The sequence below is a fragment of the Salarchaeum sp. III genome, from assembly GCF_036418315.1.
Lineage (GTDB): Archaea > Halobacteriota > Halobacteria > Halobacteriales > Halobacteriaceae > Salarchaeum.
On record NZ_JAZHPG010000023.1, the window covers coordinates 1 to 15,591 of the forward strand.

Here is a 15,591-nt window from a genome sequence, read left to right on the forward strand (position 1 = left end):
TGTTCAGAGTTATCGAAGTCGGGGTTCGGGCCGCCGTCGTAGTCCGGCCACTTCCCGATTTGCTCGGGATAGAGTTCCTTGGCGACCAACTCTAACTGGAAGAGATTCATGTTCGGGCCGCCGTATCTGGCGCTGAGCGGAGAGACGCGGTCGTTTTTCACCGCTTGAATTTCTTTTGCGGCCGGATTACTGTGGAAGTTTTCTTTCACGGTTCGCCACTCCTCGCTCCGCGCGAATGCGTTCTCAACGAGAATGACGTCCGGGTCGGCTTCCAGGAGAGCCTCCAGGTCGATTGTGGTCGCTTCCGGGATATCGGAGAAGACGTCGGTGACCCCGAACGGGCGCGTATGCGACCGAATGAATCCCGGGCCGTTCATGTGGAACGTCCAGATCGTATCCAGCTCCGGAGACGTCATAATCCGCGCCGTTCGCGGCCGTTCACCGCTGGTCGGGAGATTGGAATCGATCGCCGAATCGAGACCGGCTTTGACGTCAGCGAGCGCGTCGTATCGTTCCTGCTCCTGGAAGACCTGCGCTACGTTGTTGAAGATCTCCCAGAGCGTGTAGTACTGATACTGATACTGATCCGCCCAGTCACCTGGCGGTTCGGTGTGGTTCCGACTGAGCGAGTTTCCGAACCACGGCGCGATTTCCGTACGGACTTCCTCGACGTCCGCGGTATCCCAGGCGTCCATCGTCGAGACGTACGCCGGATCAGCCAGGTGGATGTCGCTATCAAGCTCGTAGAGAGTTTCTTTGTTCGGATTCCAGGAGTTGTAGAGGTCCGACCATTCGACTGAAACTCCATCGAGACGTTCGAGAAGCTTGTCGTAATTCCCCTCGAAGTTCGCCGGGCTGTACATGGCGTTGAGGGCGTCCCCATGACCGAGCGCGACGACCATGTCAGTGTGATGAACGAGAATTGTGAACACGCTCTCCGGCGGCTCTTGGAACTCGACGGTGCCCGCCGGTGCCATCGTCACCGAGTAGCTCTCGTCTTCCGACGTGGTGGTATCCGTCGCGGTTGACGAGTCGTCGGTGGTCGTTTGTGTCGATGGTGACTCCGAATCCGACTGCCCGCTACAGCCGGCGAGCAGGCCGCCACCGACAATCGCCCCACCGTACTTCAAGTAGTCTCGCCGCGTCGATTCTTCGTTTCGAGTGATGTCACTTTCGCTCATGGTTACAGGTCTCCGTTGATGATATCTGCAACTCGTTGCCGGTCGAATAGCTGTTCGTCAGTTGGGATTTCAGGATACGGGCCGCCGGTATAGGTCGGCCAGTCGCCAAACTGCTCCGGGTAGAATTGCTTGGCGGTCATTTCCAACTGGAAGAGGTTGATAACTGGCCCCTGATTACGTACGCCGCCAGCGTACACGCGGTCGTTCGTCACCGCGCTGAGCTGCTGGGCGACTGGATTCTCTTCGAACGTGCTCCGAACCTCCTCGATACCGGAGTGCCCCATCATTTCGGCGATGAGGATAACGTCCGGGTCGTGCTCTGCTAGCGCCTCGTAATCGATCTGCCGGCTGCTCGATAACTCCGGGAACACATCTGTCGCTCCGAGCGGGCGCGTGTGTGCATAGGTGAATCCCGGCGCGTTGAGGGAGTATACCCACAGTGACTCGTCGACCACTTTGAGAGTCACGGCCGTCGGTCGGTCGTCTACGGGTGGACGGTTTTGCTCGATCGACGCAAGCACGGAGGTGTGAATATCAGCAAGCGCGTTGTACCGATCTTCGGCCTGGAAGAGCTTAGCGACTTGCTCGAAAATCCCCCACAGCGTATAATACTCGTACACGTCGCTCCATTCCTCGGGCGGGGAACCGTGTGTGTTGCTGAATGTGTTGCCGAACCACGGTGCGACGTTCTCTTCGATCTCAGTAACATCGGCGCGATTCAGCGAGTCCATCCACGTCATGTATGCGGGATCTGCGAGATGGAGATCGCTATCGAGTTCGTAGAGCAGTTCCTTGTCGGGATTGAACGAATTGGGGAGGTCACTCCACTCGACGGAAACGCCGTCGAGCCGTTCGAGGTAACTGTTCCACATCTGGGTAGCTGCGTCACCACCCCAGGTCGCGTTGACGGCATCGGCTCGGCCGACTGCAAGCGCCATTCCCGCGTGATGGGTTAAGTCAGTGAAGACCTGTTCCGGGACTGCATCAAGCTCGATTTCTCCGGCGGGCCAGAGCGTCGCCGAGATCGACTGCGGGGGTGTCGTATTCTCAGCTCCGGTGGTTCGGGACGGTTCTGTTTGTGAGGAGCGAGACACATTACTTGCACAGCCAGCGAGGGCTGTACCGCCAAGGACGGCACCACCGGACTTGACGAACTCCCGCCGCGTTGGAATTTCGACGGAATCGCTACGCATCGAACTCACCACGGAGGATATCTGCGACTCGCTGATGGTCAAACAGCTGCTCGTCCGAGCTGAACGCCGGATACGTGTCGCCGTTCTGGTAGCGAGGCCACTCGCCGAACTGCTCTGGGTACAACTGTTTGGCCGTCATCTCCAGCTGGAAGAGGTTCATCAGCGGGCCCTGCCATCGCGTTCCCTGCACGCACACCCGATCGTTCTGGACAGCGGAAACCTCGCTTCCGACGGGGTCGTCTCGAAGGTTCTTCTCCATCTGCTCGAAGTCAACTGTCTCTGTGACCGTCCAGAGTGCGAGTATCACGTCCGGGTCGACTTCCAGCAGTGCCTCCATATCGATCCGCTTGAACGGCCCGCTAAACTCCTGACCGCCGAACGCGTCGACGGCACCGAGCGGTCGAGTGTGGGAGTTCCAGTAGCCCAAAGAGTTCAAACGGAGTGCATAGATAGCGGACAGATCCGTTTCGATAGAGAGGTATGCGGCGGTCGGTCGTTCCGACTCCGGTGGCAGCCCGTTTTCGATTCTTTCGAGGAGGTTGTCGCGGACGGCTGCAAGCGCTTCGTACCGCGACCGCTCTCCGTACAAACTGGCCGCACCGTCGAACAGCTCCCAGAGCGTGTTGTACTCGTACTCGTCGGCCCACGTTTCGGGGGGAGTGCCGTGCGAGCCGCTGTAGTAGTTCCCGAACCAGGGGCCGATGTTGTTCGAGACTTCGCTGATGTCGCTCCGACTCCAGTTGTCCTGCGTGGTCACCCATGCAGGGTCGACGAGGTGGAGGTCGCTGTCGAGTTCGTACAACTGTTCCTTCGTGAAGCCGTACTCTCCAGTTCGGTCGCGCCACGAGATTTCAAAGTCGTTGAAGCCGTCGGTGAAGTAATTGAGCGCCTCTGTGGTACCGCTCCACCAGACGTTATTGATCGTGTCACCCCTGCCGAGCGCGCTCGCCATGTCCGCGAACCACGGGAAGTGCGTGAACACGTTCGTCGGCGGTTCCTCGAGGCTGACTCTCCCGACCGGCGCTATTTCGGCCGTGTACGGTGGTTCCGTCTCTGTTCCCGTGGCGTCGGTGGTCGTCTCTGTTTCCGTGGGCGTGGTCTGCGTCGATTCGCTGTCCGAGTTCCCCGCACAGCCGGCGAGCAGTCCACCGCCGAGGAGTGCGCCGCCGTACTTGACGTAGTTACGCCGTGTCGGTGCCAGTCGTCGTCTGTCGTCGCCAGACATATTTTTAGGCTAGCCTAAAACCGTATAGCTTCTTCGGTTATTCGGAAGGCCGAGGTCGGGCTACGCCGATTCGTCGGCGCGCTCGGCTTCGATCTTCCGGGCGGCGGCGAGAATGCGCTCGTCGTCGATGTGCTCCAGCAGGCGGTCGTGCGCGCGCTCGGTTCGGGCCGTGACTTCCTCCTCGTCGAGGTAGGCGTCGAACCGGCGGTCGATCTCGCGCTCGCGGAGCTCGACGACGCGGTCGTCCTCGATGTCGAGGTCGTCCGGCGCTCGCTCGGCGAACAGCTCGCGCCAGCGGTCACGGTTCCGCCACTCGTCGGTCAGTTCGGCGTCGCGCCGCCGCCAGTCGTAGTGGGACGCCACGATTTCGGGGTAGCCGCGTTCGCGCCGCACGTCCGCGAGGAGGGCGCGCCCGACGGCCGCGCCACGGCCGGCCGCCACGACGACCTGCACATCCTGCTCGCCCGCGGGCGACGCGACGTAGAGGCCGTCGACGGGCGTCCGTCCCTCGGAGTCGGCGTACTCGGGGTCGAAGTGCTCGTGAGTCTCGCCGTCGTGCGTGTGCTCCACGAACGCCTCGTCGCCCACTAGCGGCCGAAGGTAGTCCGCGTCGGACCTGGTCGCGGCGACGACGCGGCGCGCGCGAACGGCGTCTCCCTCCTGTCGTTCGACGACGAACCCGCCATCGGCGGCGCGCTCCACCGACTGAACCATGTCCGGGACGAGTTCGGCGCCCGCTTCCTCGACGTGGTCGTGGATGAGGGCGTAGAACGTCTCGACATCGATTCCCGCGGGGAAGCCGAGGTAGTTTTCGAGGTACGCACAGCGCTGGAGCGACGACTTCCCGCGGTCGAACACGGTCGTAGTGAGGCCGTACCGCGCGGCGAACACCGCCGCTGAACAGCCTGCGGGTCCGCCACCGACCACGACGACATCGAGAGGGGACTCCGCGTCCGGGGTGCTCACGACTCGAAGTCGCCGGTGATGACGTCGGCGACGTGCTGGCGGTCGAAGAACTGCTCGCTCTCGGGGAGTTCGGGATACGCCCCGTCGGTGTACTCCGGCCATTCGCCGAACTGGTCGGGGTAGAGCTGTTTCGCGGTCATCTCCAGCTGGAAGAGGTTCAGAATCGGGCCCTGGTAGCGGCCGCCCTGCGGATAGATACGGTCGTTCTCGACGGCCGTGATGGTCTGAGCGACGGGGTCGTCTTTGAGCGTCGTGCGGATTTCGGCCATGTCGTACGTGGGGTGCAGTCCGCCGAAGATGAGGATGATGTCGGGGTCGGCCTCCGCGAGCGCCTCCATGTCGACCCGGGAGCCGGATTGCACGTCGTCGCCGAACGCGTCCACGGGTTCGAAGGGGCGGACGTGCGCGGTGAGGAACCCGGGCGTGTCGACGTTGTAGACGTAGGGAGCGCTCGGGTCGGTGAAGCCGCCCATGACGATGCTCGGACGGTCGGCCTCGGCCGGGAGGTCGGTTTCGATGGTGTCGATAACGTCGTCGTGGACCGCCTCGAGCGCCTCGTACTTCGCTTCGTCCCGGAAGACCTGCGCGACCTTCTCGAACTGCTCCCAGAGCGTGTAGTACTCGTAGCTGTCGGCGTACGCCTCGGGCGGTTCCGTGTGGCGGTGGCTGTAGTGGTTCCCGAACCAGGGGCTGATGTTGGTGGCTATCTCCTCGATGTCGGCCATGTCCCAGGAGTCGAGCGCGAGGACGCTGGCGGGGTCGGCGAGGTGGATGTCGCTGTCGAGGCTGTAGAGCTTCTCCTTCGTGACGTTCCACGAGGAGTAGAGTCCAGTCCAGTCGAGTTCGACGCCGGGGAGTCGGGGCGTGAACTGATTCCAGAGCGCGTCGTAGTAGCCGGGGGCGTGCATCGCGTTCACGTCGTTCCCGCGGCCGAGCGCGAACGCCATCCCGGCGAGGTGGGTGAGCCGCGTGAAGATGGTCTCCGGGACCTTCTCGAACTCCACGTCGCCCATCGGGGCCATCGAGACGGTGTACGGGAACTCCGCCACGGTCGTTCCCTGCGTGGTCTCATCGGTCGTGTCGCTCGTGGTGGTGTCGGTGGTCGTGGTGGCCGTGCTGTCGTTCCCGCTGGAGCAGCCGGCGAGGAGACCGCCGACGAGGAGGCCGCTGCCACCCTTGAGATAGTCTCTGCGTGTTGTATCGGTGAGCGCGTCGAAGTCGCGTACCATACCTTTAGGCTAGCCTAAAAGTATATAAGCGTTGCTGAAACTGGTGGGAAACGTGAGAAACGAAACTACTCGGTCGCGTCCGACCCCGACTCAGTGCCTGTCGACGACTTTTCACCGGCGTCGTCCGCCGAATCCGCGCCTGTGTCGTCGTGGATCGGGCGAACCATCGTAATCGACGGGCCGTTCGAGTCCTGAGTGACCTCGGCCTCGATGCGGAACACGTCCGCGAGCAGCTCCTCCGTCACCACCTCGTCGGGCGCGCCGCGCGCCTGAATCTCGCCCTCGCGGAGCGCGACGACGTGGTCCGCGTACCGCGCCGCCTGCTCGATATCGTGCAGGACGAGCACCACCGTGATGTCGCTCTCGTCGTGCAGGCGCTCGACGATTTCGAGGACTTCGAGCTGGTGGTGAGGGTCGAGGAACGTCGTCGGCTCGTCCAGCAGGAGGATGTCCGTCTCCTGTGCGAGCGTCATCGCGATCCACGCGAGCTGTTTCTGTCCGCCGCTCAGACTGCCGAGTTCGCGGTCGTAGAGATGGGTGACGCCGGCGAGTTCCATCGCGCGGTTCACGGCGTCCTGGTCCTCCATCGTCACCTCCTCGAAGAACCCGCGATGGGGGTAGCGGCCGTGATAGACGAGGTCCTCGACGGTGAGGCTGTTCGGGGACGTGCTCTGCTGGGAGAGCAGGCCGAGGCGTTTCGCGAGCGCTTTCGCGTCGAGCGAGTGGATGTTTTGGCCGTCCACCAAGACCGACCCCGCGTCGTGGTCGAGCTGTTTCGCGAGCGTCTTCAGGAGGGTGCTCTTCCCGCTGCCGTTCGGGCCGATGAGCGCCGTTACCTCGCCCGCGGCGATTTCGATAGTCTCGCCGTCGATGACCGGTTCCTCGGTGCCGGGATAGCCGACGACGAGTTCCTTCCCGGAGAGCGACCCGGAGTCCGTGGCGCCGGGCAGTAGTTCCGCGCTCGGGTCGTCGCTCGCCGTGCCGTCGGCCGATGCGTCCGTCGTCGCGTCCGTGCTCGCTGCGAACACTGAGCTATGGAGGAAGTCCATCATATTTCACCGAGGTTCTGTTTGCGTCGCATCAGGTAGAGGAAGTACGGGCCGCCGATGAGGCCCGTGACGATGCCGACCGGGAGTTGGCCGCTGTTCGCGCCGGTGATGACCATCATGCCGAGGCGTGCGCCCACGTCCGCGGCGACCATGAGCGCGGGGCCGGCGAACAGGCAGCCGATGACGAGTTTCTTGTAGTCGCTGCCGACGACGGTCCGCACGAGATGGGGGACGATGAGGCCGACGAAGCTCACGATGCCGGCGACGGCGATGCTCGCGGCGGCGGCGAGAACGGCGACGCCGGAGAGCGCGAATCGGACTTTCTCGACGGAGACGCCGAGGGCGCGCGCGGTCTGCTCGCCGAGCAGGAGGACGTTGAGTTGGCGGGCGCTCAGGACCGCGAGGAACATCGAGAGGAATGTCCAGGGGAGGATGGTGCGGACCTGCTCCCAGCCGACGCCGGTGAGGGAGCCGGTCGTCCACGAGATGGCGGTCTGGACGACGCCGATGTCCTCCGCGAAGAAGAACATCGCCGTCTGGAGGGAGCTGAACACCGTGCCGACGATGACGCCGGCGAGGACGAGGCGGACGGGGCTTGTGCCGTTCTTCCACGCGATAGCGTACACGATGAGGAAGGCGACGGTGCCGCCGACCGCGGCGACGATAGGGAGAAGGGCGGTCAGGCTGCTGAACACGACGAGCGAGAGCAGTATCATCAGGCCGGCGCCGGAGGAGACGCCGAGGATGAACGGGCTCGCGAGTTCGTTGCGCGTGACGGCCTGGAAGATGGCGCCCGAGACGGCGAGGTTCATGCCGACGAAGGCCGCGACGAAGACGCGGGGCAGCCGGATGCTCCAGACGATGAGTGTCTCGGTTGCGAGTTGCGGGAGTTCCTCGCCCTGGAAGCCCGTGATGGTGCGCATCAGACCGTCGCCGAGGAAGTAGTTGAGGAGGTAGCGCGCGTCGAGCAGGACGGCGGGGTCGAAGACCGCCGACCACGCGGCAGGGACGGACATCGAGTAGGAGCCGAACGTCACCTGCACGAGGCCGAACGCGACGACGAGCGCGGTGCTCGCGGCGCAGAGGCCGAGGAGTTTCGGGTCGCGAACCCAGGCGAGACGTCCCTCTTCCGCGCGCCGGGAGCGGTGTTGGTTCCGGTCGGAGACGCGCGAACTCACGCGGGCGACACCTCCGGGCCGTCGCGGTGGCTGGTCGGTTCGTCGGCCGTTTCGGCCGACGCTACCGAGCGCACGGGGGAACGCGCGTTCGCGAGCGCGTTCCGGCGTGGTAGCGTTCGAGCCGTGTGGTCGTTCCGAGTCACGGGTTTTAGGCTAGCCTAAGGGAGTATAAGCGCTACGGATTTTAGGCCTACCTAAATGGAGAGGGTTTTGCCGGACACCACCACGACTATTTAGGCTGGCCTAAATAATCCGGTGGGGTCCGCCCCACGCTCACAACCCGACCACACATGCTCGGCGACACACTCACCGGCCTCCGGTCGCGAATCGAAACGCTCGCAACCCCCGACGGCACCTACACGGTGACCTGCGGCCGCACGAACAACCGCGTCGTCCCCATCGACGACCGTCGGTTCTCCGACCGGGAGACCGCCGCCGAAGCCATCCGCCTCGCGGAACAGTACCGCGCTACCCTCCGCCGCTACGACCCCCGCGTTCCCTGCACCGACCCCATCGCTCTCGAAACCACTGACCTCGTCAACACACCCCTCGATCCCGACACACCCGCGACGCACGTCGAACACTGCCATCGAATCGCCGCCGCCGTCTTCGAAACGCTCGCCGAACGCAACCATAACGATGTCCAGAACGCCGTCCTCGACGCCTACCTCGACGCCGCCGAAACCACCGGGCAGTCCCGGCTCTGTCGCCACCTCGTCGAACGCCTCGCCAGCGAACTCGACACCCAGCTCGACCCCACGACGCAAGCAGCCATCGTCGCCACCTCCGCCGACAAACTCCCCAGCGCCCCCACCGACCCCGCCACCGCCCTCGACCGCCTCCACGCCGCCGGCCTCTTCGACACCTACACCCACGTCCAGGACGAACGAAACCCGGCCACCCACTACGTCACCCTCACCGGCTACCTCCTCACGCCCACCGACGGCGCACTCCCTACGCTCCCCCTCACCCTCGGAACCGATACCGCGACCGCCGTCACCGCCGCCACCGGCGTCACATCCGACAGCTGGCACCTCACACTCACCACCACTCCCCGTCCAGCACACAGCCGCACTCTCGCCCCGGTCTCGGACGACCACTCCTCGTGAACGGACGCCCCTCGAACGCCACCACTGAGCTGCGTCCCCTCCCGGGAAACCGTTTTCTGAAACAGCACAGAACACGAACGCATGACAGTCCATGACGAGCGGAGGGCGGTCCGGAACAACATCCTGTACGTCGTTGACCCGAAACAGGAGTGCAACGGGCTACCGGGAGCGGGATGGTCGGCGTAAGATAGATACTATTGTATACAGGATGTATACAAATAGGTACGACACTCCGCGTCTCGGACGAGACAAAGGAGCTCCTAGAGCGCTTGAAACACGATGACGAGACGTTCGACGAACTCCTCGAACGCCTCGCACAACGCGAGAAACCGATCAATGTCGGCGCGTGGAGCGAAGACCAGGCCGACCGCGCGCGAAACGCCGTGAAGCGCTCGCGGGAGAGTTTCGACCGGTGACCTTCCTCGACTCCTCAGTCATCATCGACATGCTCGAAGGCGTCCCCGCTGTCGTCGAGTACGTCGAAGACCGCGGCCAACCCTACCTCACGTCATCCCTCTGCGTCTTCGAAGTCAGCAACGGCGAGCTGGGCGTCGGCTCGACCGATGTCGTCGAAGCCCGCCAAGACTTCGGTGGCGTCCACGCCCTCGACTTGAACGAGAACATCGCCCTCGAAGCCGCGCGAATACAGGACCAACTGCTCGACGACGGGGAGCGAATGGCGACACGTGATTTACTAATCGCCGCGACGGCGCGCTCCACGGGCGCGGAACTCGTCGTCGCCGACGACGAGTTCGAAACCAAATTGCTCACAGACTTAATGAACGTTACTAACCTCCGTGGCGACGTATAACCACAACGGACCGGACGAATCAACGACACGGGGCGAAAACAAGTGAGACCCGGAGTGGACTCGTCGGGATTTGAACCCGAGGCCTTCCCCGTGCCAGGGGGATGATCTACCACTGATCTACGAGCCCTCGCGTTCATTTGTTGGCCGGGGTTTCCATATAAGACCCTCGGTTCGGAGTGCGGGGGAAGTGAAACGCTTTAGAGGCTCGGCCCAGTCGTGTTCTGTAGGGAACAGCACGGCCGTAGTTCCGACTCGCCATCCGATTGGGTGGCTTGGGAATGCGGTAGTGCCGGCACACCAGCGTGCCGCTTGCGGTTCGTGCGGTTCCAATCATCAACAATGGCACGAATGCATACGCGACGCCGCGGGCAATCCGGTTCGGAGAAGCCCGTGGCTGACGAGCCGCCGGAGTGGAGTGACGTTGACGAGGACGCCATCGAAGAGCGCGTCGTCGAACTCGCAGAACAGGGATTCGACCCGAGCCAGATCGGGTTGAAGCTCCGTGACGAGGGCGTGCAGGGCACGCCGGTTCCGGACGTCTCCCTGGCAACGGGGAAGAGCGTCACGGAAATCCTGGAGGAGAACGACGCGCGCGCCGACGTTCCGGCAGACCTCCGGAATCTGATGGAGAAGGCTGTTCGACTTCGCGACCACGTGAACGAGAACGGACAGGACCACCAGAACCGTCGCGCGCTCCAGAACACGGAGTCGAAGATCCGTCGCCTCGTAGACTACTATCAGGGTGACGAGTTGGACGAGGACTTCACGTACTCGTACGACACCGCGGTCGACATCCTCGAATAGATGGCTGCGACGGGACGGACTGCATCGTTCGAGTCGGCGGCGCTCGCCGAGCGCGTGCGTGACGCGGCGTTCGTGTACGCCGTCGCGCACGCGGACGGCGATAGCCTCGCCGCCGCGGGCCAGCTCGCTCGCGCGTGTGACGCGCTGGGGACGCCGTACCAGGTGTCGCTGACGCGGTCGCGTGAGGGAGCGCGCTCGCGGGTCGCGTCGGTGGCGGCGTCGGACACGGCGCTCGCTATCGGCGTGGACGCCGGCGAGGACGCCCAGCCGCTCGATACGGACGACCCGCTCGCGCTCGCGGCGTACGCGGTCGCGGACCGGCTCGCGCCGGAGTCAGCCGACCCCGAGTTGGCGCTCGCGGGCGCTGTCTCCGCCGGCTGGACGCCACAGGGCGACCTGCTCGACGCGGCGGCCGTCTCGCGACGGCCCGGCGTCGGAATTCCGGTCGCCGACCTCGCGGACGGCCTCGCGCACTCGACCCGTCTCTCCGGCCCGTTCTCGGGCGACGAAGGGATGGCGGGCGCGCTGCTCGCCGAACTCGGGCTTCCCGCCGACCTCGACGCGGACGCGCACCGCCGGCTCGCCTCGCGGGTCGCGCTCGACGTAACCGACGACGCGCCCGCGAGCGCCGCGGACGCGCTGTCTCGCGTCCTCCGCCCGTACGTCGTCGCGGACGGCTCCTTCGAGACTATCGAGGGATACGCGGACGTGCTCGACGCGGTCGCACGCACCGCGCCCGGCGTCGGAGCGGCGTTCGCGCTCGGTCGCGGCGACCGCGCGGACACGCTCGACGCGTGGCGGGAGGCCGCGAGCACGGTTCACGCCGCGCTCGCGGCATCGGAGCCGAAGCGGTACAGCGGCCTCGTCACCGTCGACGCCGGCGATGCCGACCCGTGGCTGGTGGCGCGCCTCGCGCGGGACTTCCACTCGACGGAACCCGCAGTGCTCGCCACGGCCGACGAGTCGGCCGCCCTCGCGACGACCGGCACCGATGCACGCCGCGTTCTCGCGGCCGTCGTCGGCGCCGACTACGTCGGCGGCCGCGACACGCTCGCAGCGAGCACCCGTCTCATCGATAACCTCGCGGAAACCGTTCGGGGGGAACTATGACGCGGAACGCGACCGTCCGCACCCGCGTCGAGCACCCCGAACTGGTCGCGAACGCAGTCCGACCCGACAACACGGCCCAGATGCGGACCGACGTGCGCGACGAATCGGTCGTCACGCACATCGAACGCCCCACCGTGGGCGGTCTCCGCACGACGCTCGACGACTACACCGTCAACGTCACCGTTGCATCCGAAGTCGCACAGCACGCACACCGATTCAACACTACACAACAATGAGCGAACGATCCGTCTCCAAGAAGAACCAGCAGAAGCGGTGGTACACCGTTCTCGCGCCCGAACAGTTCGACCGCGCGGAACTCGGTGAAACCCTCGCTTCCGAGCCCGAACAGGTCATCAACCGAACCATCGAAACGACGCTCGGCGAAATCACCGACCAGAGCGGCGAGAACAACGTCAAACTCACCTTCCAGGTGGACGACGTCGGTAGCGACACCGCGTACACGTCGTTCGTGAAGCACGAACTCTCCCGCGACTACAAGCGCAGCCTCGTCCGCCGCGGCTCCTCGAAAATTCACGCGGTCATCGTCGCGCGCACCGCGGACGACTACCGCATCAAGATTCAGCCCGAGGCGTACACGACGAAGCAGGCCGACGAGTCCCAGCGCAAGGCCATCCGCCGCACGATGATCGACATCGTCGAGACGGCCGCCACCGAACGCGCGTTCGAGGACGTCGTCGACTCCATCGTCGAGGGCCGTCTCTCCTCCGCCATCTACAACGACGCGAAGACTATCTACCCGCTCCGCCGGGTCGAAATCGGGAAGACGACGCTCGAAGCGCACCCCGAAGAGGTCTACGAGGAAGAGGAGACCTCGGTCGACGTCGAGGACGAGGACGAAGCGTAACTACTTTTCGACGACTCTCACGTTCCCCACCATGTTCGCGGGTTCGTGGGGAATGCAGTAGTAGTAGTACCAGCCGGGAACGTCGAAAACGTGGGTGTACGACTTACTCGGTGGGATAGCGCCGCCGCCACCGATTTCTTTTTCGAAGCTCTCGAGCGCTGCGGATTCGGTGTCGTAGCCGCCGGACGCGAAGTAGTCCGCGCCGTCCGGCATCGCGGCGGCGACGCCGGTGACGGTGTGGTAGCGGGTACCCGTGTTCTGCCACGTCACGGGCTCGCCGACCTCGACCTCGATGGTCGGCACGCCCTCGGGAATGTAGCCAGGGGCGTCCGCGGGCACGTCGATTGCCTTGTCGTCGACGGGCGCGAACGCGTTCGACCGCATCGCCACGTCGTAGTCGGTCGAGTCCGCGAGCACGCTCGCCGCGCCGGCGATGACACCCGTCGCGCCGACCGCGCCGGCTGCCGCGAGGAACGAACGACGGTCCATACACGACCTTTCGCGGCCGACCTAATAGGCGACCCGGTCCCGTCGTCCGATATAAACACGTAAGGACGCCGCTGGCGGACGAGTGGGTATGCGACCGCGTCCACGGTTCGCGGGACGGCTGGGAGCGGCGGACGTCGCGACCAGCGTGAACGCCGGCCTCGGGTTCGCTGCGGTGGCGGCGGCGACGGTGAGCGTGTCGCTCGCCGCGCGCGTTCTCCTCCTCGCGGCCATCGTGGACGCTATCGACGGCCTGCTCGCTCGACGGTACGGCGGGACGGCCGTCGGCGAGTACCTCGACTCGCTCGCGGACGTGGCGTCGTTCGGCGTCGCGCCCGCCGCGCTCGTGTTCGCCGCGGTGTCGAACGCGAACGCCGCGGAGTCGGTACCCGTCCTCGCGTCGGTTCTCGTGGGTGCGCTGTTCGTCGCCGCGGCGGTGGTGCGATTAGGGCTCTATACGGCGTACGACACCGAGCGCGCGGAGACCCGGGGCGTGCAGACGACGCTCGCGGGAACGATTCTCGCCGCGGGACTGCTCGCCGGCGCGACGCCGCTCGTCCTCCTCGCCGCGCTCGCCGCGTTCGTCGCGCTGATGGTGAGTCGAATCCCCTACCCCGACCTCCGGCCGGCGCACGCGCTCGCGATGGGTGTCGTGCAGGCGCTTGCACTGCTCGCACCGGAGGTCGCGACCCACGCCTTCCCCCGCGTCCTGCTCGCGTTCGCGCTCGCCTACCTCCTTCTCGCCCCCCGGTTCTATCCGCGCACCGAAGGGAAACCCTCATAGGCGTACTGGCGGAACCATCGTGTATGAGCGACGAGGACGCGGACTCGGCCGAGAACGACGCTGAGGCCGAGTCGGAGGCGGAAGCGGAGACTGACGCCGAACCCGAACCGGGGACTGTCGCGGCGTTCGAGGAGCGTCTGGACGACGCGGAGGCCGCGCTCGAATCGGCGGAGACCGAGACCGACCTCGACGATGTCGACGAGACGCTCGACGACATCGAGGCGGACCTCGAAGACGCCGCCCTCCCGGAACCGGACGAGGACGAGGAGGACGCCGAGGACCCACGGGAGGAACTGGAGAGTCGTCTCTCCGACGTTCGGAGCGGCGTCGAGGACCAGCGCGGCCCCTACGCCGAGGACGTGGTGAGCGACGTGAACGGCGTGAAAACGACCGTGGACGGGACGCGGTGGACGGCGGACGGACGCGAAGCCGTGGTCGACACCGTGCAGGCGTTCGCGACGACCGTGAACGACACGCTCGGTACGGACGTGAGCGCGCCGGACGACCTCGAGACGGCCGTGTTCGACGACCTCGTGGCGGCGGTTGAGGGCGCCGAACTGGACGCCGACGAGGACGCCGAGGAAATCGCGGCGCTCCTCAACGCGACGGACGACCTCGAAGCGGGTGTCGAGGACGCGGAGGAGTGGACGGACCTGTCCGTTCGCGAGCAACTCCGCCGGGACGGCTACTACGAGTCGCTCGGCGGGAAGTTCAAGGACTTCCCCCCGGAGTGGAGCGCGCTCAAGGAGTGGCAGAAGCGCGACGACCCCGAGATGGTGGTCCTGCTCCTGGAGAAGATGGGGGACTCGGAGTTCATGAAGCGTCACGCGCTCGACGCGCTCAAACACATGGGGAACGAGGACGCGCTGGAGAAACTGCGCGAACTCGCGAACCGCCGAGAGATTCCCGCCATCGAAGCCCTCGGGAAGATTGGGAGCGAGGACGCGCTTGACGCCGTGCAGGAGTACACGGAGTCGGAGTCGAACCCGCAACTCCAGAAGGCGGGCCTGCGCGCGGTCGCCGAAATCGGGTCGCCGGAGGCGACGCAGGACGTGGCGAACCAGCTCGTCGCCGAGAACGAGAGCGTTCGCAGCGTCGCCGCGCGCTCCCTCGGCCTCATCGGCGATACGCGCGCCATCGACCCGCTCGCGGACGTGCTCGCGGACGAGACCGAATCGGAGAGCGTGCGCGCGAGCGCAGCGTGGGCGCTCGTACAGATCGGGACGGAACGCGCGCTCGACGCCGCCGCCGACTACGCGGACGAACGGAGTTTCATCATCCAGCAGGAAGCGCAGAAAGCGGTGGCGGCGCTGGACGCCTAGAGGAAGACGGCGACGAACAGGCCGGCGAACGCGAGCGCGACGAGGAGGAAGCCGATTCTGCCGATCCACGTGTACTCGCTCGCCTCCTGCGGATTGAGCTGGACGCTATACGACCCGAAGTCGGTGTCGTACTCGACGTAGCTCGGGAGTTGGAACGTTTCGACGAACAGCAGCGCGCCGCCGAGCGCGCCCGCGGCGTAGCTTGCGAGACGCAGCGTCTCTACGAGGTCCATGCGGGCTTCGAGGAACGCGACCGCAAAAACCCCGAGGGTTCATATC

The 15,591-nt window shown here is 65.2% G+C and carries 19 protein-coding genes and 1 tRNA gene; 9 read left to right on the top strand and 11 right to left on the bottom strand.

Going from position 1 to position 15,591, the window contains the following annotated elements; translation table 11 throughout:
- The 8 genes from U3A55_RS06285 to U3A55_RS06320 all read right to left on the bottom strand — a co-directional run.
- The coding region (locus U3A55_RS06285; protein ID WP_442978281.1) for an ABC transporter substrate-binding protein at positions 1–1,181 on the bottom strand (1,181 nt) is incomplete at its 3' end.
- A 2-nt stretch (positions 1,182–1,183) separates the two neighbouring features.
- Complete coding sequence (locus tag U3A55_RS06290) at positions 1,184–2,374, bottom strand: ABC transporter substrate-binding protein (RefSeq protein WP_330990626.1); 1,191 nt, start codon at positions 2,372–2,374, stop codon at positions 1,184–1,186.
- Positions 2,367–3,599: an ABC transporter substrate-binding protein gene (locus U3A55_RS06295; RefSeq protein ID WP_330990627.1), complete on the bottom strand. Its 1,233-nt coding sequence runs from the start codon at positions 3,597–3,599 to the stop codon at positions 2,367–2,369. Before U3A55_RS06295 ends, U3A55_RS06290 begins: the two co-directional genes overlap by 8 nt.
- A 60-nt stretch (positions 3,600–3,659) precedes the next feature.
- Positions 3,660–4,565, bottom strand: coding sequence for an FAD-dependent oxidoreductase (locus U3A55_RS06300; protein ID WP_330990628.1), 906 nt, complete (start codon positions 4,563–4,565; stop codon positions 3,660–3,662).
- On the bottom strand, positions 4,562–5,794 hold the full coding sequence (locus U3A55_RS06305; protein WP_330990629.1) for an ABC transporter substrate-binding protein: 1,233 nt from the start codon (positions 5,792–5,794) through the stop codon (positions 4,562–4,564). Before U3A55_RS06305 ends, U3A55_RS06300 begins: the two co-directional genes overlap by 4 nt.
- Before the next feature lie 65 nt (positions 5,795–5,859).
- Positions 5,860–6,843, bottom strand: coding sequence for an ABC transporter ATP-binding protein (locus tag U3A55_RS06310; RefSeq protein ID WP_330990630.1), 984 nt, complete (start codon positions 6,841–6,843; stop codon positions 5,860–5,862).
- On the bottom strand, positions 6,843–8,021 hold the full coding sequence (locus U3A55_RS06315) for a FecCD family ABC transporter permease (RefSeq protein ID WP_330990631.1): 1,179 nt from the start codon (positions 8,019–8,021) through the stop codon (positions 6,843–6,845). Before U3A55_RS06315 ends, U3A55_RS06310 begins: the two co-directional genes overlap by 1 nt.
- The gene (locus U3A55_RS06320) at positions 8,018–8,164 is read right to left on the bottom strand and encodes a hypothetical protein (RefSeq protein WP_330990632.1); all 147 of its coding nucleotides are present in this window, start codon (positions 8,162–8,164) and stop codon (positions 8,018–8,020) included. Before U3A55_RS06320 ends, U3A55_RS06315 begins: the two co-directional genes overlap by 4 nt.
- Positions 8,165–8,311: 147 nt before the next feature.
- Between U3A55_RS06320 and U3A55_RS06325 the strand changes: the two genes are divergently transcribed.
- The 3 genes from U3A55_RS06325 (at position 8,312) to U3A55_RS06335 (ending at position 9,941) form a co-directional block, all read left to right on the top strand.
- Positions 8,312–9,130 (top strand): DUF7551 domain-containing protein, encoded by an 819-nt coding sequence (locus U3A55_RS06325; protein WP_330990633.1) that lies wholly within the window; start codon positions 8,312–8,314, stop codon positions 9,128–9,130.
- Positions 9,131–9,327: 197 nt separating this feature from the next.
- On the top strand, positions 9,328–9,546 hold the full coding sequence (locus tag U3A55_RS06330; RefSeq protein ID WP_330990634.1) for an antitoxin VapB family protein: 219 nt from the start codon (positions 9,328–9,330) through the stop codon (positions 9,544–9,546).
- Positions 9,543–9,941 carry a PIN domain-containing protein gene (locus U3A55_RS06335; RefSeq protein WP_330990635.1) on the top strand — a complete coding sequence of 133 codons (399 nt, stop codon included), beginning with the start codon at positions 9,543–9,545 and terminating at the stop codon, positions 9,939–9,941. Before U3A55_RS06330 ends, U3A55_RS06335 begins: the two co-directional genes overlap by 4 nt.
- A gap of 55 nt (positions 9,942–9,996) precedes the next feature.
- Here U3A55_RS06335 and U3A55_RS06340 read toward each other — a convergent pair.
- Positions 9,997–10,068 (bottom strand) — tRNA-Ala (locus U3A55_RS06340).
- 212 nt (positions 10,069–10,280) lie between these two features.
- Between U3A55_RS06340 and U3A55_RS06345 the strand changes: the two genes are divergently transcribed.
- The 4 genes from U3A55_RS06345 to U3A55_RS06360 are packed head-to-tail and all read left to right on the top strand — an operon-like array spanning position 10,281 to position 12,720.
- Positions 10,281–10,745 carry a 30S ribosomal protein S15 gene (locus U3A55_RS06345; RefSeq protein WP_330990636.1) on the top strand — a complete coding sequence of 155 codons (465 nt, stop codon included), beginning with the start codon at positions 10,281–10,283 and terminating at the stop codon, positions 10,743–10,745.
- A complete protein-coding gene (locus U3A55_RS06350) occupies positions 10,746–11,855 on the top strand; it encodes a hypothetical protein (protein WP_330990637.1) in 1,110 nt (369 codons plus the stop codon).
- Positions 11,852–12,091 (top strand): KEOPS complex subunit Pcc1, encoded by a 240-nt coding sequence (locus U3A55_RS06355; RefSeq protein ID WP_330990638.1) that lies wholly within the window; start codon positions 11,852–11,854, stop codon positions 12,089–12,091. Before U3A55_RS06350 ends, U3A55_RS06355 begins: the two co-directional genes overlap by 4 nt.
- The gene (locus U3A55_RS06360) at positions 12,088–12,720 is read left to right on the top strand and encodes a 30S ribosomal protein S3ae (protein WP_330990639.1); all 633 of its coding nucleotides are present in this window, start codon (positions 12,088–12,090) and stop codon (positions 12,718–12,720) included. The genes U3A55_RS06355 and U3A55_RS06360 overlap by 4 nt, the downstream gene beginning before the upstream one ends.
- Here the strand turns inward: U3A55_RS06360 and U3A55_RS06365 are convergent, their stop codons facing one another.
- The gene (locus U3A55_RS06365) at positions 12,721–13,209 is read right to left on the bottom strand and encodes a cupredoxin domain-containing protein (protein ID WP_330990640.1); all 489 of its coding nucleotides are present in this window, start codon (positions 13,207–13,209) and stop codon (positions 12,721–12,723) included.
- Positions 13,210–13,297: 88 nt separating this feature from the next.
- Here U3A55_RS06365 and U3A55_RS06370 point away from each other — a divergent pair, with 88 nt between their 5' ends.
- Entirely contained in the window at positions 13,298–13,990 is a 693-nt protein-coding gene (locus U3A55_RS06370) for a protein sorting system archaetidylserine synthase (protein ID WP_330990641.1), read from the top strand.
- Positions 13,991–14,013: 23 nt separating this feature from the next.
- Positions 14,014–15,312, top strand: a complete 1,299-nt coding sequence (locus U3A55_RS06375) for a HEAT repeat domain-containing protein (RefSeq protein ID WP_330990642.1) — start codon at positions 14,014–14,016, stop codon at positions 15,310–15,312.
- Here the strand turns inward: U3A55_RS06375 and U3A55_RS06380 are convergent.
- The gene (locus U3A55_RS06380) at positions 15,309–15,545 is read right to left on the bottom strand and encodes a hypothetical protein (RefSeq protein ID WP_330990643.1); all 237 of its coding nucleotides are present in this window, start codon (positions 15,543–15,545) and stop codon (positions 15,309–15,311) included. The genes U3A55_RS06375 and U3A55_RS06380 overlap by 4 nt on opposite strands.
- Between the last annotated feature and the right edge of the window lie 46 nt (positions 15,546–15,591).

Bases quoted from the DNA above. Each gene is read 5' to 3' on its own strand.
- U3A55_RS06325 (WP_330990633.1), top strand. From the start codon at position 8,312: ATGCTCGGCGACACACTCACCGGCCTCCGGTCGCGAATCGAAACGCTC.
- U3A55_RS06305 (WP_330990629.1), bottom strand. From the start codon at position 5,794: ATGGTACGCGACTTCGACGCGCTCACCGATACAACACGCAGAGACTAT.
- U3A55_RS06350 (WP_330990637.1), top strand. From the start codon at position 10,746: ATGGCTGCGACGGGACGGACTGCATCGTTCGAGTCGGCGGCGCTCGCC.
- U3A55_RS06345 (WP_330990636.1), top strand. From the start codon at position 10,281: ATGGCACGAATGCATACGCGACGCCGCGGGCAATCCGGTTCGGAGAAG.
- U3A55_RS06365 (WP_330990640.1), bottom strand. From the start codon at position 13,209: ATGGACCGTCGTTCGTTCCTCGCGGCAGCCGGCGCGGTCGGCGCGACG.
- U3A55_RS06375 (WP_330990642.1), top strand. From the start codon at position 14,014: ATGAGCGACGAGGACGCGGACTCGGCCGAGAACGACGCTGAGGCCGAG.
- U3A55_RS06355 (WP_330990638.1), top strand. From the start codon at position 11,852: ATGACGCGGAACGCGACCGTCCGCACCCGCGTCGAGCACCCCGAACTG.
- U3A55_RS06360 (WP_330990639.1), top strand. From the start codon at position 12,088: ATGAGCGAACGATCCGTCTCCAAGAAGAACCAGCAGAAGCGGTGGTAC.
- U3A55_RS06290 (WP_330990626.1), bottom strand. From the start codon at position 2,374: ATGCGTAGCGATTCCGTCGAAATTCCAACGCGGCGGGAGTTCGTCAAG.
- U3A55_RS06310 (WP_330990630.1), bottom strand. From the start codon at position 6,843: ATGGACTTCCTCCATAGCTCAGTGTTCGCAGCGAGCACGGACGCGACG.
- U3A55_RS06380 (WP_330990643.1), bottom strand. From the start codon at position 15,545: ATGGACCTCGTAGAGACGCTGCGTCTCGCAAGCTACGCCGCGGGCGCG.
- U3A55_RS06370 (WP_330990641.1), top strand. From the start codon at position 13,298: ATGCGACCGCGTCCACGGTTCGCGGGACGGCTGGGAGCGGCGGACGTC.
- U3A55_RS06295 (WP_330990627.1), bottom strand. From the start codon at position 3,599: ATGTCTGGCGACGACAGACGACGACTGGCACCGACACGGCGTAACTAC.